Source organism: Marinoscillum furvescens DSM 4134 (assembly GCF_003386095.1).
GTDB classification, from domain to species: domain Bacteria; phylum Bacteroidota; class Bacteroidia; order Cytophagales; family Cyclobacteriaceae; genus Marinoscillum; species Marinoscillum furvescens.
On record NZ_QREG01000015.1, the window covers coordinates 143,355 to 164,762 of the forward strand.

A 21,408-nucleotide genomic window follows, 5' to 3' on the forward strand; every position below is an offset into this window, starting at 1 on the left:
ATGGCTTATCTAAAGCTTAAAAAGAAATCGTTACAACACAATTACCAATTTATTGCCAAACACCTGGACAAAGAAGGAATCGAATGGGGAGTCGTTTCAAAATTGCTTTGCGGTAACAAAACTTACTTGCAAGAGCTTATCAATTTGGGTGTAAAAGAAATACACGATAGCAGGATCAGTAATCTGAAGACGGTCAAGAAAATGGACCCCAGCTTACAAACCGTGTATATCAAACCTCCTGCCAAAAAAGCCATCAAAAACGTGGTAGCCTATGCAGACGTCAGTTTCAATACAGAGCTCGAAACAATACGTTTGCTTTCAGAAGAAGCCAAAAGACAAGATAAGCTGCACAAGATCATCATCATGATAGAGATGGGAGACCTGCGTGAGGGTGTGCTGGGAGATCAGCTGGTTGGTTTTTATGGTAAGATATTCGAATTACCAAATATCACCGTTGTAGGACTGGGTACCAACCTCAATTGTCTGTATGGTGTGATGCCTTCTCAAGATAAACTCATTCAACTAAGCCTTTATAAACAGCTTATCGAAGCAAAGTTTGATCGAAAGATTGAGTGGGTTTCTGGAGGCACATCGGTAGTATTCCCACTATTACTTAACAAGCAACTTCCCAGAGGGATCAACCACTTTAGGATAGGGGAGATGCTGTACTTCGGCAACAACCTGTTTACTGATAAGCAAGTACGAGGCATGAAATCTGATGTGTTTACCTTGCATGCTCAAATCATAGAACTAATTGAGAAGCCCAAAGTGCCTACTGGGGAACTAGCCACAAATCCATCAGGGGACGAGTTCCAAATAAATGAAGACGATTATGGCAAGACTAGTTATCGAGCTATTCTCGATCTGGGCCTACTCGATATTTCCACAGATTTTTTAATACCCATGGATAAGGCCATCAAGGTGACTGGTGCCAGCTCAGATATGATCGTTATAGACCTGGGCAGTACTAAGAGAAATTACAAAGTTGGAGACTGGGTAAAATTCAAATTAAAATACATGGGAGCGTTAGGATTGTTAAATTCTAATTATATTGACAAAATCGTTGAATAACTCGAAATCAAAAGAGTTCCGAAAAGGGTTTATTTATAATCATTCTAAATAAACCCCTTTTTTTTGCCTTATGCTGTCTAATTCACTGATTATCAGAGTGCTTTATCAACATAAGTTATCCACATACGTGAAAGCGGGTTTCGGGTTGCAAAAGCCCCTTTGAAATACGTTATGCCAGCATTACATTTGTACCCGTTTGATTAGAACGGTAGAAAATACATGTTGACAAAGAAACAATCCATGTCCATAGCACCCAGATTTGTCCTAACCTCAGTCACCTATTTACTATTCTTATTTATTTCCTTTGGCTCGCTGGCACAGGACGAAGCAGCAGATGGTATCCCTACTGATGACGCGTTGGTCTCGGCAGGTGAAAGCTTATTTAAGGCAAACTGTACGCAGTGTCATGCCATCAATGAAAAGGTAATAGGCCCTGCGCTTAAAGATGTACACGAGCGTAGATCTAAAGAATGGTTGATCAGCTGGATACGCAATTCTCAAAAGCTTATTCAAAGTGGAGATGAAACAGCTGTAGCCTTGTGGGAGGAGTACAATAAGACGGCCATGCCGGCTTACCCATTCTCTGATGAGGAAATCACCTCATTACTTTCTTATGTAAAGGTAGAGTCTTCCAAAGAGCCTGAAGCGGCGCCAGTAGCAGCGGATGCTGGAGCGGGACAGACTGGTACGGCAGCCTCTGGTGATTCTGTGTCGTCAGGATACGTGACGGCTATCCTGGTGGTATTGATTGTGGTTCTGGTCTTGATTTTGGTAGTACTTGGACTGATCGTTTCAGTTCTCACCAAATACCTGAAAGATCAGAAAGACCTGGATGGTGCTGATGAGGAGATCGTAAACCAGCGCATAAACCTTCAGAAGGTACTTACAAGTGACTTTGTAATCGGCTCCGTGGTGTTCCTTTTCGTAGCTTTACTTCTTAAGACAGCTATAGATGGAGCCTTTACTATAGGGGTACAGCAAGGCTATCAGCCTACACAACCTATCGCTTTCTCTCACAAAATTCATGCAGGTCAATACGAGATTGACTGTAACTACTGCCACACAGGAGTGAGAAAGTCCAAAGCGGCAAACATCCCTTCAGCTAATATCTGTATGAATTGCCATACGGCTATCAAAACAGAGTCGCCCGAGATTCAAAAAATCTACGCAGCTATAGATTACGATCCATCTACTGGAGAATATGGTGAAAACACCAAACCAATAGAATGGGTGAGAATTCACAACCTACCAGATTTGGCATATTTTAACCACTCTCAACACGTAAAAGTGGGTGGGCTAGAGTGTCAGACATGTCACGGACCGATCGAAGAAATGGACGTGGTATATCAATACTCGTCGCTTACCATGGGTTGGTGTATCAATTGCCACAGAGAAACAGAAGTGAATACTAAAGACAATGAATACTATAACAAGTTGGTTGAGTTGCATGCAGAACATAGTAAAGAACCTATGAAAGTTGAAGACATAGGTGGTTTGGAGTGTTCAAAATGTCACTATTAATTCTAGCTTGAAAAAGGAGATAGTCCAGCAATATGAAAGAAACTAAGAAATACTGGAAAGGATTAGAGCAGCTCAAGAATAGCGATGAGTTCCAAAAGCATGCTAACAAGGAATTTCCTGAGTATCTGCCAATAGGGGGTGCCGAAGGTGAGGAGCCTTCACGTAGGGATTTCCTAAAACTGATGGGATTTGGTATTGCGGCTGTATCATTGGCTGCATGCGAAACACCGGTTAAGAAAGCTATTCCTTATGTGAAGAAGCCAGTGTCGGTAGATCCTACAATGCCTAATTACTACGCGTCTACATTTGTAAGCGGTAGTGATTATTGCAGCGTTTTGGTAAAAACACGTGAAGGAAGACCTATCAAACTTGAAGGCAACAGTTTGTCTACTTTTAGCGGTGGAGGAACCTCTTCACAGGTGGAGGCTTCAGTGCTATCTCTTTATGATCAGGAACGACTTCAGCAGCCATTGATTGATGGCAAGAAGGCAAGCTGGGATGAGATTGATTCCGCTGTTTCAAAGGAGCTTGCAGCAGCAAATGGTAAAGTAGCTATTGTTACGAATTCAATTGCTTCGCCTGCCACTCAGGCTTCTATCGATGCACTTGTAGCTGCATATGGAGCAACACACGTAGCCTATGACCAGTCTTCTTTTAGTGGATTATTAGCGGCCTACGAAAGTGCTTTTGGTACACGCATGCTACCAAGCCACGATTTTTCTAAAGCAAAAACAATTGTTTCTTTCGGAGCAGACTTCCTGGGTTCCTGGCCAAATCATACAGGAAACAACAAACAGTTTGCACAGACTAGAAAACTGGACTCCAAGAAGAAGGAAATGTCCAGATTATATGCATTTGAATCAAATCTGTCACTGACAGGTGCTAATGCAGACTATAGAACACCAATCAAACCTTCACAAGAAGGATTGTATGTAGCAAACCTTTACAATGCAGTTGCGGCGAAGCTTGGCGGCACTAAAGTGAAGGTTGCCAAAGTAGAAGATGATGTAGTTCTACAAAAGGCAGCAAACGATCTTGTAAGTGCAAAAGGTGCTTCCATTGTAATCAGTGGATCTAATGACTCTGAAGTACAAAAACTAGTCATTGCTATCAATCAATTGCTAGGAAGCTACGGCAATACGATCGACCCTTCAAAATCAGTTAACCTGAGAAAAGGCGATGATGCTGCTTTTGCAGGTTTTGTTAAAAAATTGAATTCGGGAGCAATTTCCGGAGTGATATTCTACAACTGTAACCCGGTGTATGACCATGCACTTGGAAGTCAAATTGCGGCTGGTATTAAGAAGGCCAAATTTGCAGTTTCAACCAGTGATCGCTCAGACGAAACTTCCTCTCTGGTCAAGTATCAGGCACCAGACCATCATTACCTGGAATCATGGAATGATTTCGAGCCTGTAACTGGGCAGTTTTCTCTATCACAACCAGCCATTAAGAACATTTTTGATACACGTCAGGCACAGGAATCATTCCTAAAATGGGCAGGTCAAGAAGTGTCAGCTTATGATCATGTAAGAGCGAGCTGGAATAAGAACGTTTACGAAAAGTCAGGAGAGTTAGCTGGAGCTGATGGATTCTGGAATAAGTGCCTCCACGATGGTGTATATGAGCTTAAGGGTGCAGCACTTACCGTTTCTGGTCCAGATGTAGATGTAACTGGAGCAGCTGCTGCTATCAGTAAGAAATACAAAGTAAACAGCACTGAGTTGGAGTTAATACTCTATACCAACTACAGTGTAGGCGATGGTACACAGGCTAACAACCCATGGTTGCAAGAAATGCCTGATCCTATCACCAAAGCAACATGGGATAACTATCTGACAGTTTCTCCTAAGCAAGCAGAAGAGTGGGGCATTGAACTTGGTGATATGTCCACGCAGACTGTAAGTTTTACAGCAAATGGAGTGACTGAAGAAATCCCTGTGCTACCACAGCCCGGACAGGCTTATGGTACCGTAGGACTGGCTGTAGGTTATGGTAGAACAAAGGCCGGTAAAGTAGCAAATGGCGTTGGTGTTAACGCTTATCAGTTTGCCAGCGTTGCTAACGGTTCAACAAGCTTTGCTGTAACTTCTGGTGTCTCCGCTACTCCGACAGGTAATGGCTATCAGATTGCTCAGACTCAAACCCACCAAACGTACATGGGGCGTGAGACTGTGATTCAGGAGACAGTACTTAACAAGTATCAGAAAGATCCTCAGGCAGGAAGACACTTCCCTAAGATTGCTACCTCTGAAGGTTACAAAAAGCCATATGCAGTATCGCTATGGCAAGGGCACGAGTACAACAACCACCACTGGGGGATGATGATCGATCTCAACTCTTGTACAGGGTGTGGATCATGTACGATTGCTTGTCAGACAGAAAACAACATACCTGTTGTAGGAAAACAGGAAGTACTAAATAGAAGAGAAATGCACTGGCTACGTATCGACAGATACTACAGTTCGGATGCAGAAGAAGGGGATTTGAAAGCCATGGAAAAGGCTGCACAAAACCCTGAAGTTACCTTCCAGCCAATGATGTGTCAGCAGTGTAACAACGCTCCATGTGAGACGGTGTGCCCTGTAGCTGCAACTACACACAGTAGTGAGGGTCTAAACCAAATGACTTACAACAGATGTATTGGTACAAGGTATTGTGCCAACAACTGTCCTTATAAAGTGCGTCGTTTTAACTGGTTCAAGTATCATGACAACAAGCAGTTCGATAAGAACATGTCCATGAACAATGATCTGGGTAAAATGGTGCTTAACCCTGATGTGACAGTAAGAGCTAGAGGGGTTATGGAGAAATGTTCTTTCTGCGTACAGCGAATCCAGTCAGGAAAACTAAGCGCTAAGAAAGAGGGTAGAAGACCTACTGATGAGGATGTAAATGTAGCATGTGCTGCATCTTGTCCTTCAGAAGCATTGGTTTTTGGTGACATGAAAAACCCTGAAAGTCGAATTTCTCAAATGCTGCAAATCAAGCAAAATGAGAAGAGCGTAGAAGCCAGGGAACCACGTGCATACCATGTACTGGAAGAATTGAGAGTAATGCCAAATGTTTGGTATTTGACGAAAGTCAGAAATAAAGATGAGGAGTCTAAAACTGAAAAAGCAGAAGCATAATAACCTATGATAGCAGAATCAGCCGTTAGAGAACCCTTAGTGACCGGCGGAAAAACCGTCCATGATGTCACTCAGGATATAGCCGGAAGAGTAGAAGATAAACCCGCTAAATCATGGCTTTTGGCCATGGCTGTATCCCTGGCTACGCTTGCCGTAGGCGGATATGCCGTTGCCATGACCGTATGGGAAGGCATTGGTATGTGGGGACTCAATAAAACCGTAGGATGGGCCTGGGATATCACCAACTTCGTATGGTGGGTAGGTATCGGTCACGCGGGTACGTTGATCTCAGCAATTCTACTTTTATTCCGCCAGCGATGGAGAATGTCAATTAACCGTGCAGCAGAAGCGATGACTATTTTTGCTGTAATCTGTGCGGCGATGTTTCCAGTACTGCACATGGGTAGACCATGGCTTGGTTTTTATTGGGCACTTCCTTTGCCCAATACATTTGGGTCACTCTGGGTAAACTTCAATTCACCACTACTGTGGGATGTATTTGCAATCTCTACTTACTTTTCTGTATCGCTTGTTTTCTGGTACATTGGTTTGATTCCAGATTTTGCTACCATAAGAGACCGGGCTACCAACAAAATTTCTGCTGCCATTTATGGTACATTGAGTTTTGGATGGGACGGAGCAGCTAAAACCTGGTCTAGATACGAGACAGTAGCTCTGATCCTTGCAGGTTTGGCTACACCACTAGTACTTTCAGTACACACCATTGTATCTTTTGACTTTGCTACATCTGTAATCCCTGGATGGCACACCACTATCTTCCCTCCATACTTTGTGGCGGGAGCGATCTTCTCTGGTTTTGCTATGGTACTTACGTTACTTTTGATCACACGTAAGGTTTACAAGCTTGAGGACTACATCACCATTCAGCATATAGAGCTGATGAACATTGTAATTATCATTACAGGATCTATAGTAGGTATAGCTTACATCACAGAATTTTTCATAGCATGGTACTCTGGCGTAGAGGCAGAGCAGTATGCTTTTATCAACAGAGCAACAGGACCATACTGGTGGGCTTACTGGTCTATGATGACATGTAATGTAATTTCACCACAGCTGTTCTGGTTCAAGAAAATCAGAACCAATCTGGCAGCGACTTTTATCATTTCTATTATTGTAAACATTGGAATGTGGTTTGAGCGATTCGTAATTATCGTTACATCACTTCATAGAGATTTCTTACCATCTAGTTGGGCAATGTTCTATCCAACAGTTTACGATATGGGAGTTTATCTATTCACATTTGGTTTGTTCTTCACATTGTTCTTTGCATTTGCGAAGTTCTTCCCTGTGATCAACATGGCTGAGGTAAAAAGTATTATTAAAGCAACTGGCGAAAAGAAATAAGCATGGCTCAAGAAAGCAACTATTTAGTCGGTGTATACGAGGATGAGGATGTACTCCTCAAAGCTATCAAGCACGTACGTGATGGTGGCGTGAAGATCCATGAAGTTTATTCACCGTTTCCAGTACATGGTATAGAAGATGCACTGGGATATAGAAGGTCTAGATTGTCTATTGTTGCATTCCTTTTTGGATTGCTAGGAACGTCACTGGCACTTACCATGCAGTTTGGTATGATGACAATCGACTGGCCAATGATTATAGGAGGTAAGGACTATGCACCGGTACCTTCATTTATACCTGTGACTTTCGAACTTACAGTACTTCTAGCTTCTTTTGGGATGGTTGGTACATTCATGATCATCAGCAATCTGAAGCCATGGGGTAAGCCTAAACTTTTCGACAAAAGAATCACTGATGATAAGCACATCGTGGCTGTTGATTTAGGTAAAAATGATGTAGATGAAGTAGCTATCAGCAAATTGTTTCAAGATAGTGGTGCTTCAGAAGTGAACAAGAAAACACTTTAAGAACAATGCTCAAGAATACATACAAAATATTGACATTAGGTGTATTGGTCACCCTTGGAGCTTGTACGGCTGGCGTGGATGACACAGGTTTAGAATATGCGCCTCAGATGTATCACTCTACTCCTTATGAGCCACTTTCACAGATTCAGGATGAAAATTCTGGGAGCTGGTTAGACTCGAACCCTGAGGATGAACACGGAGAGTTTTATAATTCGAATCCATACAATGCGCATAACATGACAATGCGTGAGCCAGTAGCAAATACGATAAAAAGAGGAGAGTATATAGCGGACTATGGTATTGATGCAACTGATTATGCGTCAGCCGAGGCTTTGCTTACGAATCCTTTTGCTGATTCTGATGTGGCTTTGAAAGAAGGCAAAGCGTTGTATTTACGGTTTTGTGAGCACTGTCACGGAGAGAAAGGTGCTGGAGATGGCTTGGTTGGTGAAGTTTATAAAGGTGTAACTGCCTATAACTCAGCTACTGTTAAAGACAAGAAAGCTGGTCACATCTACTGGGTTATAACCAATGGTAAAGGTCGCATGGGAGCTCATGCTTCACAATTGAGTGTAGATGAGCGCTGGAAAATCGTGACTTACGTACAAACGCTTCAAAAACAATAAAAACTGATTTTATCCTTCGAGATATGGTTGAAGAAAAATTTGAATTTACAGCGAAGACCAAGAAGAACCTCTTCATTTTTATGGGAGTGGGAGTGCTTCTTACGATCATAGGAATCATTTCAGTCTCCATGGGAGGTGGTCATCATGAGTTGGAAGGTGACGCAGGTCATCATGCATTTCACTGGTATCAACGTGTGTTTGCCAATTTGTGGATCAATAACGTCTTCTTCGCTGGATTATCCCTGGTAGGTGTATTGTTTTTTGCTATTCAATATGCTGCGCAGGCAGGTTGGTCAGCTGGTATTAAAAGAATTCCTTTGTCATTTGGAGCGTGGATTCCTTTTGCCGCAGTACTTATGCTGGTTACCTATTTTGTAGCTGGTCATGATATTTTCCACTGGACTCATCACGATTTGTATGATGTAGACTCTCCAGGATACGACTCAATAATTGCTGGAAAAGGTGCGTACTTCTTTTGGCCTTTAGAAGCTGGATCTTTCCCAATATTCTTTTTGGGCAGAATGGTGATTTTCTTCCTTGTTTGGTACTTGCTTTTCAATAAGCTCAAGCAAGTGGCTTATGAAGAAGACTCTATTTCTGGAACAGAGAAATGGTATCAACTACGTAAACTTTCAGCGTTCTTCATCATCTTCTTTGCAGTATCTTCTTCTATGGCCTCATGGGACTGGGTGATGTCGATAGATACACACTGGTTTAGTACCATGTTTGGTTGGTATAATTTTGCTAGCTGGTGGGTGTCTGGTTTGGCTTTGACTGCACTTATTGTAGTGTTGCTAAAAGATAAGGGTTACCTGAAAATTGTCAACTCAAACCATATCCATGATCTTGGTAAGTTCATGTTCGCCTTCAGTATTTTCTGGACATATATCTGGTTCTCTCAGTTCTTGTTGATTTACTATGCCAACATTCCAGAAGAGACTATCTATTTCGTAGAGCGTTGGAAAAATGGACATTACGCACCGTTGTTTTACCTCAACCTAATTATCAATTTCTTCTTTCCATTTTTAGTGTTAATGACGAGAGATGCAAAACGACATGCACGTTTTATTAAGGTGATTGCACCGATGATAATTGTTGGACACTGGTTGGATTTCTATTTGATGATAACTCCTGGAACACTTAAGTCAAACGGAGGGTTTGGTGCTCTAGAACTTGGTTTAATGTTTATATACTCAGGTGCATTTATTTTCGTGGTACTAAAACAAATGGCAAAAGCTCCTTTGTTTGCGAAAAACCACCCTATGTTGGAGGAGAGTTTACATCATCACATTTAATAAAAAGAGATAGTTAATTAAAACGATATGTTGGATTTCATCATTGTATTAGCGGTAATCCTCGTTCTGGCCTTATTACTGTCCATATTTAGAGTGGCTACTCTAGTGGGGATAGTAAAAGGTGATAGTAAACAAAAGGTACCCGTAAGTAATAAGCTACAAGCAACTCTTTTAGTGGTATTTATGGTGCTTGGCATCTTTGGCTTTTTCTACTACTCTTTCGGTGGGTTAAGTGAAGATTACACGCAACCTTTAGCTTCTGAGCATGGCGTGGTAACGGATCGTTTATTCTGGATCACGATGGCTATTACCGGATTCGTGTTTATCGTGACTCAAATATTCCTTTTTGGCTTCTCATACAAATACCAATACAAGGAAGGTAACAAGGCTTATTTCTATCCTCACAATAACAAATTGGAGTATATATGGACAGCTGTTCCGGCATTGGTATTGGCAGTCCTTATCATATCAGGATGGCAAGCATGGGTGGATATCACCGGTCCTGCACCAGAAGATGCTGAAGTGATCGAGGTAATGGGCTATCAGTATTCATGGGCAGTTCGTTACGGAGGTGCTGATAAGAAATTGGGCGATTATGATTATCGAAAAATTGATGTGGTAAATCAGTCTGGAATTGATTTCTCTGACAAAGCCTCTTTCGATGATTTTATCCCTACAAAACTTTATTTACCAAAGGGGAGACCAGTGTTATTGCAGATTCGAGCAAGAGACGTGATACACAGTGTATATCAGCCACATTTCAGATTGCAAATGAATGCTGTGCCTGGTATGCCTACAAGGTTTTGGTTCGTACCGACCAAGACTACTCAGGAAATGCGCACAGAAACTGGTAATCCTGATTTTAATTATGAGTTAGTCTGCAACAAAATATGCGGAAAGGGTCATTTTGCTATGAAATACCTGATAGAAGTACTGGAACCAGAGGAATACGATGAGTGGTATGCCAGTCAAGATGCATGGTTGAAGCAGAATTCTGATTATCTGGCTCAAGTACCAGAAGAATTACAGGAAATGGCTCGAATAGCTTCTGGAATGGAAGCAGAGCAAATAGAAAGTGAAGGTAAATCAGTAGTTAGCAGTACATATTAAAAGGAAATAACATGTCAGTAGCAGACATTCAAGTAGAAGAACACTTAGCACATGATGATCACGGAGATCATCACGAGCAAAGCTTTATCAGTAAATATATCTTTAGTACTGACCATAAAACCATCGCCAAGCAATTCCTAATTACAGGGATTATCTGGGCAATCATAGGAGGAGCTTTATCGGTAATTTTCCGACTTCAGTTAGGTTTTCCTGAAATGCAATTGGAGTGGTTAAGACCTATTCTTGGCAAATGGATTACTGAAGGTGGCAAATTAGATTCTGAATTCTATCTGGCTTTAGTAACCATGCACGGAACCATTATGGTTTTCTTCGTACTTACGGCTGGGTTGAGTGGTACTTTTAGTAACTTCCTCATACCACTTCAGATTGGTGCCAGAGATATGGCATCAGGATTTATGAACATGCTTTCATACTGGTTCTTTTTCCTTTCTAGTGTGATCATGTTTGTCTCTCTTTTCTTAGAGACTGGTCCTGCAGGTGGTGGATGGACCGTTTACCCACCTTTAAGTGCACTTCCACAGGCGATTGCTGGCTCTGGGGCTGGTATGACACTTTGGTTGGTTTCAATGGTATTCTTTATTGCTTCTACGCTACTTGGTGGTATCAACTATATCACTACTGTCATTAATATGAGAACAGAAGGCTTGTCTTTTTCAAGGCTTCCGTTAACCATATGGGCTTTCTTTATTACTGCTGTAATTGGACTGCTTTCATTTCCAGTACTAGTAGCAGCTGCTTTATTACTTGTTTTTGATCGTTCTTTCGGTACTAGCTTTTACCTGTCAGAAATTTATATCAATGGTGAAGCGCTACCAAATGTAGGAGGTAGCCCTATTTTATACCAACACTTGTTTTGGTTCCTGGGACACCCTGAAGTATACATCGTTATTCTTCCAGCTTTAGGAATCACATCAGAGATTATTTCTACGAACTCTCGAAAACCAATCTTTGGTTACCGAGCGATGATAGGTTCGATTCTAGCGATTGCATTCTTGTCATTCATTGTATGGGCTCACCATATGTTCGTGACTGGTCTGAATCCATTCCTTGGATCTATTTTCATGTTCCTAACTTTGATAATTGCGGTGCCTTCAGCTGTAAAAGCCTTTAACTACATCACTACGATGTGGAAAGGAAACATTGTATTCACACCTGCGATGTTATTTTCAATTGGCCTGGTATCGTTCTTTATTTCTGGAGGACTTACCGGACTATTTTTAGGTAACTCTGCAGTAGATATTACACTACACGACACATACTTTGTGGTGGCACACTTTCACCTTGTAATGGGTAGTGCCTCTTTCTTTGGCCTACTGGCAGGTGTATACCACTGGTTCCCTAAGATGTTTGGACGCATGATGGATGAGCGTTTAGGGTACATCCACTTCTGGTCTACGTTTGTTGGGGTTTACCTTGTGTTCTTCCCGTTGCACTACATTGGAATAGCTGGATTCCCAAGAAGATATTATTCATTCACAAGCTTTGATGCATTTAGCTCTTTTGCTGACCTGAATTCATTTGTGAGTTTAGCCGCAATTTTGACTTTTGGTGCTCAGTTTATCTTCTTGTTCAACTTCTTTTTTAGTATTTACAAAGGAAGAAAAGCTCCAAAGAATCCTTGGAATTCCAATACTCTGGAATGGACTACACCTGAGTTGCCGGGTCATGGTAACTGGCCTGGTGCAATACCTAAGGTTTACAGATGGCCTTATGACTACAGCAAGCCAGGGTCCGAATCAGATTTTATACCACAGCACATTCCTTACAGTCAAACACCTGAATCAAACTTGCCTCATGAAGCTGAATTAGCTAAGAAAGAGGAGATCTCTCAGGTAAATGAATCAAAATAACTTTTTCAAAAGAGTAAATCTCTATACGATCATTGCCGTCTACTTTTTAATACTTGTAGGCGGCATTGTTCGTAGTATGGGGGCTGGTATGGGATGCCCAGATTGGCCTAAATGTTTTGGTTCTTACATCCCACCATCTTCGGTTAGCGAATTGCCGGATGGATACGAGGCGTTGTATGTTGAAGCCAGGATAAAGAAAAATCATCGTTTGGCTCGTATGCTCTCGGCATTCGGCTTTGAAGAATTGGCAGATAAAGTTGAGCAAGACCCTGGGATTCAAGAGGTGACAGTTTTTGATGTGGAAAAAGCATGGATAGAATACATCAATAGACTGGTAGGAGTGGTAATAGGACTTCTAATAATTGCAAACATGCTGGGTAGTTTAAAATATTGGAATAGCAATAGAACACTAGCGATTTTAGGTGTTGTTGGTTTTATTCTAGTAATATTCCAAGGATGGATTGGTTCACTTGTAGTGTCTACGAACTTACTTCCAGGGTTTATATCTTTCCATATGTTGTTAGCACTGGTTTTGGTGTGTGTGCTTTTAGCTCAGAGGGCTATGGCTGTCACTACTAAACAGGTAGTAGGTACCTCTATGATTTTTGTACTGTTAGTGATGATGTTAGTGCAAATACTTTTGGGAATACAGGTTCGGGAGCAGATAGATACCATCAAATATGTAATAGCTGATCGGTTTTCCTGGATCGATGAGATGAATGCCGTGTTTTATGTGCATCGTTCATTTTCTCTCTTGATTTGTGGAGTGATAGGATGGGTAACATATATAAACTGGAAAAAGGGGGGTGTTCACCCGTTGATATGGGCAATGGTAGCCATTACAGGCTTTGAAATAGTACTGGGAATCATCATGACGTATTTCGGAGTGCCGGCATTTGCACAACCTTTGCATTTGCTCTTCGGAACTGCTGCAATTGGCATCATTTTTTACCTATTTTTGTCATCGAAATTTACTGTTAACAGATGCTGATGCGAGCGATGGATTTAGGGATTGTAACGAGTGCTAGCAAATTGAAGTGTTACTATGAACTTCTGAAGTTCAGGTTGTCTTTTCTTGTGGCATTTTCTTGTGGTTTTGGGTATTTGTTGGGACATTCTGGTACCGTAAATTGGCTGCATTTTGCGTGGCTTGTACTGGGAGGTTTTTTGATTTCTGGTGCTTCTATCATCTTCAATCAGATTATAGAAAAGGACTTGGATAAGCTCATGCAACGCACCAAGGACAGGCCTTTGCCCACAGGCAGAGTTACAGTAAACGAAGCTTATCAATATGCTATTTTAACGGCTCTGGCTGGTTTTGGAATTTTGGCATGGCAAACCAATACCTTGACGGTTTTGCTTTCATTGGTGTCAATGATATTGTACAGTTTTGTATACACTCCGCTGAAAAGGGTGGGGCCAATTGCTGTATTTGTAGGAGCTATTCCTGGGGCTTTGCCTCCACTTTTGGGATGGGTGGCTGCTACAGGCACCATTTCGCATGAGGCACTTATTATTTTTGGAATACAGTTTATTTGGCAGTTCCCGCATTTTTGGGCCATAGCCTGGGTAGCGGATGAAGATTATAAAAAAGCTGGATTTAAGCTTTTACCTGGAGGTGGAAAACAAGACCTGAATACAGCGATCAACATCATGATCTACACATTGTTTCTGTTGCCTTTAGGGCTGCTGCCTACCTACTTTGGGTTGGTGGGGATTACAAGTGGAGTAGTGGTGACTATTTGTGGAGCGTTGTTTTTAAGCCAAACATTCTCGTTAATGAAAGATTATTCTAGAAGATCAGCGCTCAAGATAATGTTTGGGTCATTTATTTATCTTCCGATAGTGCAGATAGCTTATTTATTAGACAAAGTGTGAAATGGAAAGATCGGCAGACATACCAGTAGGAAATGTGAGGGTGAAATCAATGCACCCAAAGAAATTCGCCATGTGGCTGTTTCTAATTACGGTTACCATGATTTTTGTATCGCTAACGAGTGCTTACATTGTGAAGCGAGCGGAGGGTAACTGGTTATTAATAGAGTTTCCTTCGATGTTTCAGTGGACATCTGCGATTATTATAATCAGTAGTGTCTCTATGCAAATGGCCTATATTTTTGCCAAACACAACAATCTACTTGGTGTCAGAGCGTCTTTGCTCGGTACAGCACTTTTGGCGGTTGCTTTTATTGTTGGGCAATTCATGTCGTGGGGGCAGCTTGTTAATCAAGATGTGTTTTTTGTAGGCAACCCGGCAGGCTCTTTTATATATGTGTTTACAGGCCTGCATGTGGCGCACCTTGTAGGTGGAGTCATATTTTTAATTATTGTGTTAATAAACGCTTTTAGATATAAGGTTCATTCAAAGAGTATGGTGCAGATAGAGATGTGTGCTACATACTGGCATTTTCTGGGTGGACTTTGGTTGTATTTATACTTATTTTTGATCCTAAATAACTAGACACGCACTATGGCAAACACTGCAGTTGTAGTAGACGAAAGCTCAGCCAACCCGTGGGGTGGAGGAGTGGCTCCGATGAAAGCGAGCTACGGAAAGTTGATGATGTGGTTCTTTCTACTATCTGATGCTTTTACGTTTTCAGCTCTACTGATTACCTATGGAATGATTAGATACAGTCACCCGGCTTATGAAGGTGCTATTTCTGATTTTGCATTTTCACAAGAGTACTGGCCGATACCGGAGATGGTGTTTGAGGCTGTGCCATTTTTACATGGCGTACATGCACCGTTGGTGTTTGTGGGGATCATGACATTTATCCTTATTTTGAGTAGTGTGACGATGGTATTAGCGGTGGAAGCCGGACACCGTATGGATCGCAAAGGAGTAGAAAAGTGGATGCTTTGGACCATTATTGGTGGCATTACCTTTTTGGGATGTCAGGCATGGGAGTGGAGTCACTTCATACATGGTGCAGATATGTCCAAAAATGTAGGAAGTAACCTCATTCAGGGTGCTAACTTGAGTATCAACCAGTATGGCCCATCAAACTTCGCTGCATTGTTTTTCTTTATCACAGGGTTCCACGGATTCCACGTATTTAGTGGCGTGGTGATCAACTTTATCATTTTTTACCAGGCTACTGTAGGAATACTAGAGCGTAGAGGGCATTACGAAATGGTAGAAAAAGTTGGACTCTACTGGCACTTTGTAGATTTGGTTTGGGTATTCGTATTTACCTTTTTCTACCTTGTCTAAAGCATTAATTAACTGAAATCATGGAACAAGAAAATACACAAGTACAGGTAATACCTGCAGATAAAGCTAAGATTAGAAAAATCTGGAGAGTTGCATTGATTCTTGCAGTAGTAACGGCTGTTGAGTTCCTCATAGCTTTTACGGTAGGAGCAGGTGCTTTCAGAACATGGGTTTTTATCTTGCTTACAATAGTTAAAGCATTTTATATCGTAGCAGAATTTATGCACCTGGGTCATGAAAAGAAATCATTGATCTGGTCTATACTGCTCCCAATGATGTTTGTAGTATTCCTCATTTTTATACTCATGTATCAAGGAGCCGCACTTTTAGAAGTGTTGTACTAATATGAATTTAAGCTTGAATAAAAAATCATGCCTGTAATAGGGCATGATTTTTTTTTGAACTGATATGAAAAGAAAAGCCTTAGTTGTTCTCTTCTTTATTGTAGTATTTGGTTTGCCGGTGTGCTGGTATCTTTTTTTACAAGCATTTGGCGAAAACAAATTTGCTCTACCTGTACTTTCAACCTACGAATCTACTTGCGATTCGTTAAGTTTTGACAAAGCTGGATTGTTGGTAGATGCTGATCTGGCTAAAACTTACCCAAACGAATTTGCCCGAATTGATGAACGCCTGAATCAGGAATCAAATTTGCAGTTGGTACTTACCTCCTGTGAAATGGCCGATGACATGATGCTGGTAGATCATGAAAATCAAGTACGTGGTATATATGATTTGAATCGGGAAGAAGTAGATAGACTGCTGGCAGAAATAGATATTTATTTAATGAACCTCAATCATTCAAAGCGTGAAGGAAAATAAGGGATTGATTAATGTGATTATTGGTGTGTCCATCGCCATACCATTGGTGGTGGCAATTTTGTTATTTGCTCCATTCAAATTGAACTTGGAGGGAGCTACCTGGGTAAGCTTTTTACCCACTTTCAATGCCATTGCTAACAGTACTACTTCTGTATTACTTGTATTGGCACTGATTGCAATCAAAAAGAAGAAGGTAGCTCTGCATAGAAATTTAATGCTTTCGTGTCTGGTTTTAGGGGCATTATTTTTGGTAAGCTATGTTACGTACCATGCTTCTTCACCGTCCACAATTTTTGGTGATTTGGATCATAATGGTGAACTCAGTGAAATGGAACTGTCTGAGGCGGGCATGATGCGCACCGTTTACATTGTGGTTCTGCTCTCACATATTGGGCTGTCTATAGTGGTAGTACCATTTGTATTGTTAGCCTTTTATTACGCTCTGAATGATAAGATTTCGCAACACCGGAAAATTGTGAAATACACTTTTCCAATCTGGTTGTATGTGTCTGTTACAGGAGTGATTGTTTATTTGTTGATTAGTCCATACTATGCCTGAACCAGTCTGGTCGAAAACGTGTTGAATTTATGATGCAATTAGTTTTAAGATCCATCGTGTGGCTGTCAATGATGGCATTGCCTTTGCTTACATCTGCGCAATGTGCCATGTGTAGAACGCAAGTAGTAAACAATGTGAGTCATGGCGAGACCTCCTTTGCAGCAGGTCTTAATTTTGGTATACTGTATCTATTTTTTACGCCATATTTGGTCATTGGCGTTGTGGCTTTTTTCTGGTTCAAACATGCAAAATCAAAACAATCAAAACGGAGTATTCTCAGCCGTATTAAAGGGTAAATGTCCTCGGTGCCGACAAGGTGATATGTTTAAGCATAGCCCTGTAAACCTAAAAGGGTTTGGAGCTATGCACCGCTATTGTCCGAGTTGCGGGCATCAGTTTGAGCAGGAGCCGGGCTTTTATTATGGAGCCATGTATGTGAGTTATGCGGTCTCAGTGGGGGTATTTTTGGTGACTTCACTTCTCGTTTATCTTTTGTTTAATAATCCTTCCGTAACAGCCTATGTTATAGCTGTAGGGGTAGTGTCTGCGCTATTGTACCCATTAAATTTCAGGTATTCCCGCATCTTTTTCACCTATCTATTTAGTGGCGTGAAATATGAACCAAACCGCAAAGAATAACTTATCTTGGCTGGCGTGAAACTAGCTAATGCATCTAAAATTGGGTTTTATTCTTTTCTGCTCATATCCCTTCTAGGCATAGTGGTAGGAGGTGTGATAGGCACTTCTGACAAAAATGCACGAGAGGTCATTGCAGAGAATTTAAACTCGCTGGTAAACGAGCAGTACCGTGATCTGGTTGACTTTGAGCGGCAGCTAGGGGTTTATACCAACCCTTTCGCAATAGCTGATAATGGCAGCTTTAGCAAAAGAGTATTTGTAAATGGTGGATTGGTCTATTGGAATGACAATAGCTTTTGGCCTGAATACAGCGCACTCAAACTTTCTGATAGTTTATATACACTAAAGGGAAGCTATGGGATCAGGATTATACAGCGCAAAGAGATAATTACCGATCATGATGTGATAGAGGTGTTTTCTTCACTGTCTGTGATGAATACACCGCCAGTAAAGAATCAATACCTTGACGTTTCTTTTAATCCTCGAATATTTGAACAATACCCGGTAGAAATAGACCGGTCAGGAGAACCCTACCCGTTCAAAGATCAAGTGCTGTTTTATGCAGTCACATTAGACAGGGAAAAAGGCTGGGTGGAAGTGATGCAGCTGTTATCTTTATTATTGTTCGGGTTATTGTTGATATGGGGTGCGAGCAGTTTTGTTCGCTATCCGCAAAGTAAACCCTGGTTAAAGTTTGTAGTTATCGGTTTTGGGCTACTCATTTTGCGATTGGTTCTTTACGGGTATGCCAGACTTTATGTAGATGTTTGGGAACTGTTTAATCCCGTATTTTTTACTGCTAGCATTATCAACCCTACTCTTGGAGATTTATTGTTAAATACGCTGTGGGGGTTAGGAACACTCGTGGCTCTGTATTATGCTTTACGCGATCTATCGATCAAAGAGCAAAAGTTAAAGGTCCAATGGGCGCTAATAGGAAGCGTAGTTCTGGCATATTTTGGAGTAGCTCATTTGCTGTACGAAACCGTCTGGTTGATTCTGGAGCACAGTCAATTAGAGCTTGATATTAGCGATAGCATTACCTTCACCTTTTTGAGAGGAGTAGCCTACATGTGCATAGTGAATATGGGGCTTTTGCTTTTGGTGATATTCAGTATCGGGCATCAGTTAATGTTGCAAAGCACTCTATCTGGTATAGGGAAAACGCTACTATTGGTTCTGGTTTATGCCCTGGGATTTTTGGTGTTTGGAGGGTTTGCTTTTAACTATCTGGGGGTAGCCTTCTTGCTGTGGGTTACGGTACAGGTATTAGGGCTAAACAAGGTGATTGGGACACTCAAATACCAAACATTTATATATCTGGTGATGGTATTTTCGGCAGTGGCGTTTATAGCAGCTTTGGGAGTATACAAGCATAGTGAAAAGGATGAGCTTGTAGCCAAGGAGAAGTTTGCGAATCGCTTATTGATCAAAAATGACATTCTGGGGGAGTTTTATCTCAGCCAAATTCTTAATGAAATTTCTGAAGATCGGTATGTAAGAACCCGGTTGATGAGTCGGCTGCTCGCCCGCCAAAACATCAGAGAAAAAATTAAACGCCAGTTTTTGTCGTCCTATTTTAAAAAGTATGACATCAATGTGTACTTGTTTGATGCTGACGGGTCCAGTCTACAACCCGAAGTAAATGATTGGGGTTTTGGCCAGTGGCAATCCGAATATGCAAAGCCAACATATAGTACGGACTATGATAACATTTTCTTTGTGCAGGACCGCAAGGAAAATGTACGCAATAAGTACGTATGTTTTTTGGAGGTAAATGCATATGGCAGACAGGTGGGCTACATCGTTTTGGATCTTACACTTAAAAAATTCATTCCTTCGAGTGTATTTCCAGAGCTTTTGCTGGAGAGCAAATATCACATGGGCAGCATGGATGAGTTTGATTACGCGGTATTCAAAAACGGAGAAATACTGTATAAGCAGGGGAGGTATAGTTTTGAAAATAAACTGAATGCAAAAGATATAAGTGGGGAAAAACTCTATAAGCAAGGGCTTGAGCGTGATGGGCATCATTATTTTGGGCTCAAAACGCAGGACGACCGAATTATCTTGATCGTGTCTAAGACCTATGAGATTCAGTCAATTCTCTCCAACTTTAGCTTTGTATTTCTGATATTGATTTTTGTGGTGGCCACGAGCTTTTTGATAATTCGTGCTTTTACCGAAAGTCACCGATTCAACTTATCTACTAAAATACAGCTCTATCTTGGGTTGTCATTTCTGCTACCCATGACAGTGGTAAGTATCGCACTGATCAATACGCTCAACAAGTCCTACCGTGAAGAAATAGATCGAAACTTTCAGAAGCGCAGTTACAACCTTGCAGAAAACCTAATCGACGAATCGGAATCATTTTTTGATAACCTGATCAATATAGATGAGTATGCAAACGAGATATCCAGAGCTGCGGCCCTGTCTCAGGCGGATCTCAATATATACGACACCAAAGGGCGTCTGGTGACTTCCAGTCAGCCCGAGATATATCGGCTGGGGCTACTCTCCAATCTGTTGGATAATGATGCCTACTACCAGATCAAGTACAAGCGCGAGCAAAACATGATAGCAGAGCAAACCATAGGAGCTCTTGATTTCAAGACATCTTATACCGCCCTCAGGAGCTATCAGGATGGCAGGTTGTTGGCGATATTGGCCATGCCCTATTTCGACTCAAAAAATCACCTTAGAAGGCAACAGGTAGAGGTGTTTAACAATCTTCTGGTCATCTTTTCAGTGATTTTTCTCATATCTCTGGTGGGTGGAAATGCCATCGTAGGGCAGCTGGTACAGCCGCTCAAGCGTATAGGTGACAAGCTGAGGCGTACAAGTCTGGAGGAAACCAACCAGCCCATACACTACGATGCACAGGATGAAATCGGTAGCCTGGTGAAAGAGTACAATGCCATGCTGATCAAGCTGGAGGAAAGTAAAGACGCTCTGGCTGTGAGCCAGAAGGAGTCTGCGTGGAAAGAAATAGCGCGTCAGGTGGCACATGAGATTAAAAACCCACTGACGCCTATGCGCTTAAAAGTGCAACAGCTCCTGAGGTCTGCCGAAGCTGATAGCAAAGAGCACAAGGCTTTTAGTTCATTACTTACCCAAATAGATTCGCTAAGTAGCATTGCAGATTCATTTTCAGAGTTTGCCAAAATGCCGGCTCCAAATAACGAGCAGGTGGACCTGGTAGCATTGGTAGACAACACCATCAATCTTTACTACAGCAGTGAGGTACAGCTTCGCAAGCGATATGAAGCCAAAAAGGCGTTTGTCTTTGTGGATCCAAAAATCTTTAGCCGAATACTCACAAACGTACTGCTCAATGCCATACAGTCTAAAACAAGCGGTGTGCCACACATCGAAGTGAGCATAAAGGCTGCCGGTTCTAAAGTGATATTGTCTATAGCTGACAATGGTGATGGTATATCTCCTGAGCAGCGTGAAAAGATTTTTACTCCTTATTTTAGTACCAAATCAAAAGGTAGCGGGATCGGATTGGCCGTAGCCAAAAAAGGAATTGAAAACGCAGGAGGAAACATATGGTTTGAGTCGGAGGCAGGAAAAGGCACTACATTCTACATATCGCTTCCGATCCATCAAGGCTAATTTATTCCTTCTGTTTTTAGGACTGGGCTA

Annotated in this window: 18 protein-coding genes; all 18 read left to right on the forward strand. The window is 41.6% G+C overall.

The annotated features are described in order from the left end of the window. The 18 genes from C7460_RS15740 (at nt 1) to C7460_RS15825 (ending at nt 21,378) form a co-directional block, all read left to right on the forward strand. A complete protein-coding gene (locus C7460_RS15740; protein WP_115869079.1) occupies nt 1-1,071 on the forward strand; it encodes an alanine racemase in 1,071 nt (356 codons plus the stop codon). A gap of 219 nt (nt 1,072-1,290) precedes the next feature. Further along, nucleotides 1,291-2,592 (forward strand): cytochrome c3 family protein, encoded by a 1,302-nt coding sequence (locus C7460_RS15745; RefSeq protein ID WP_115869080.1) that lies wholly within the window; start codon nt 1,291-1,293, stop codon nt 2,590-2,592. A 32-nt stretch (nt 2,593-2,624) separates the two neighbouring features. Continuing rightward, nucleotides 2,625-5,723, forward strand: a complete 3,099-nt coding sequence (locus C7460_RS15750; protein ID WP_115869081.1) for a TAT-variant-translocated molybdopterin oxidoreductase — start codon at nt 2,625-2,627, stop codon at nt 5,721-5,723. 6 nt (nt 5,724-5,729) lie between these two features. Then, nucleotides 5,730-7,091, forward strand: a complete 1,362-nt coding sequence (nrfD, locus tag C7460_RS15755; protein ID WP_115869082.1) for an NrfD/PsrC family molybdoenzyme membrane anchor subunit — start codon at nt 5,730-5,732, stop codon at nt 7,089-7,091. A gap of 2 nt (nt 7,092-7,093) precedes the next feature. After that, the gene (locus C7460_RS15760) at nt 7,094-7,618 is read left to right on the forward strand and encodes a DUF3341 domain-containing protein (RefSeq protein ID WP_115869083.1); all 525 of its coding nucleotides are present in this window, start codon (nt 7,094-7,096) and stop codon (nt 7,616-7,618) included. Between the two features lie 5 nt (nt 7,619-7,623). After that, nucleotides 7,624-8,244 carry a c-type cytochrome gene (locus C7460_RS15765; RefSeq protein WP_115869084.1) on the forward strand — a complete coding sequence of 207 codons (621 nt, stop codon included), beginning with the start codon at nt 7,624-7,626 and terminating at the stop codon, nt 8,242-8,244. 23 nt (nt 8,245-8,267) lie between these two features. After that, complete coding sequence (locus C7460_RS15770) at nt 8,268-9,539, forward strand: quinol:cytochrome C oxidoreductase (protein WP_115869085.1); 1,272 nt, start codon at nt 8,268-8,270, stop codon at nt 9,537-9,539. Nucleotides 9,540-9,566: 27 nt separating this feature from the next. Continuing rightward, nucleotides 9,567-10,649, forward strand: a complete 1,083-nt coding sequence (locus tag C7460_RS15775; RefSeq protein ID WP_115869086.1) for a cytochrome c oxidase subunit II — start codon at nt 9,567-9,569, stop codon at nt 10,647-10,649. An 11-nt stretch (nt 10,650-10,660) separates the two neighbouring features. Continuing rightward, on the forward strand, nt 10,661-12,520 hold the full coding sequence (locus C7460_RS15780) for a cytochrome c oxidase subunit I (RefSeq protein WP_115869087.1): 1,860 nt from the start codon (nt 10,661-10,663) through the stop codon (nt 12,518-12,520). After that, a complete protein-coding gene (locus C7460_RS15785) occupies nt 12,507-13,511 on the forward strand; it encodes a COX15/CtaA family protein (protein ID WP_115869088.1) in 1,005 nt (334 codons plus the stop codon). Before C7460_RS15780 ends, C7460_RS15785 begins: the two co-directional genes overlap by 14 nt. Next, nucleotides 13,511-14,398 carry a heme o synthase gene (gene cyoE, locus C7460_RS15790; protein ID WP_115869111.1) on the forward strand — a complete coding sequence of 296 codons (888 nt, stop codon included), beginning with the start codon at nt 13,511-13,513 and terminating at the stop codon, nt 14,396-14,398. The genes C7460_RS15785 and cyoE overlap by 1 nt, the downstream gene beginning before the upstream one ends. Nucleotide 14,399: 1 nt before the next feature. Next, entirely contained in the window at nt 14,400-14,981 is a 582-nt protein-coding gene (locus C7460_RS15795; RefSeq protein WP_115869089.1) for a cytochrome c oxidase subunit 3, read from the forward strand. 9 nt (nt 14,982-14,990) lie between these two features. After that, on the forward strand, nt 14,991-15,737 hold the full coding sequence (locus tag C7460_RS15800; RefSeq protein WP_115869090.1) for a cytochrome c oxidase subunit 3: 747 nt from the start codon (nt 14,991-14,993) through the stop codon (nt 15,735-15,737). A gap of 20 nt (nt 15,738-15,757) precedes the next feature. Beyond that, nucleotides 15,758-16,081 carry a cytochrome C oxidase subunit IV family protein gene (locus C7460_RS15805; protein ID WP_115869091.1) on the forward strand — a complete coding sequence of 108 codons (324 nt, stop codon included), beginning with the start codon at nt 15,758-15,760 and terminating at the stop codon, nt 16,079-16,081. 64 nt (nt 16,082-16,145) lie between these two features. Continuing rightward, on the forward strand, nt 16,146-16,559 hold the full coding sequence (locus tag C7460_RS23810) for a hypothetical protein (RefSeq protein WP_170148036.1): 414 nt from the start codon (nt 16,146-16,148) through the stop codon (nt 16,557-16,559). Beyond that, entirely contained in the window at nt 16,546-17,118 is a 573-nt protein-coding gene (locus C7460_RS15810) for a DUF420 domain-containing protein (protein ID WP_317127699.1), read from the forward strand. Before C7460_RS23810 ends, C7460_RS15810 begins: the two co-directional genes overlap by 14 nt. 321 nt (nt 17,119-17,439) lie before the next feature. Continuing rightward, on the forward strand, nt 17,440-17,757 hold the full coding sequence (locus C7460_RS15820; protein WP_245986396.1) for a DUF983 domain-containing protein: 318 nt from the start codon (nt 17,440-17,442) through the stop codon (nt 17,755-17,757). A gap of 15 nt (nt 17,758-17,772) precedes the next feature. Then, nucleotides 17,773-21,378 (forward strand): sensor histidine kinase, encoded by a 3,606-nt coding sequence (locus C7460_RS15825; protein ID WP_147302980.1) that lies wholly within the window; start codon nt 17,773-17,775, stop codon nt 21,376-21,378. The last annotated feature ends 30 nt before the right edge of the window (nt 21,379-21,408 follow it).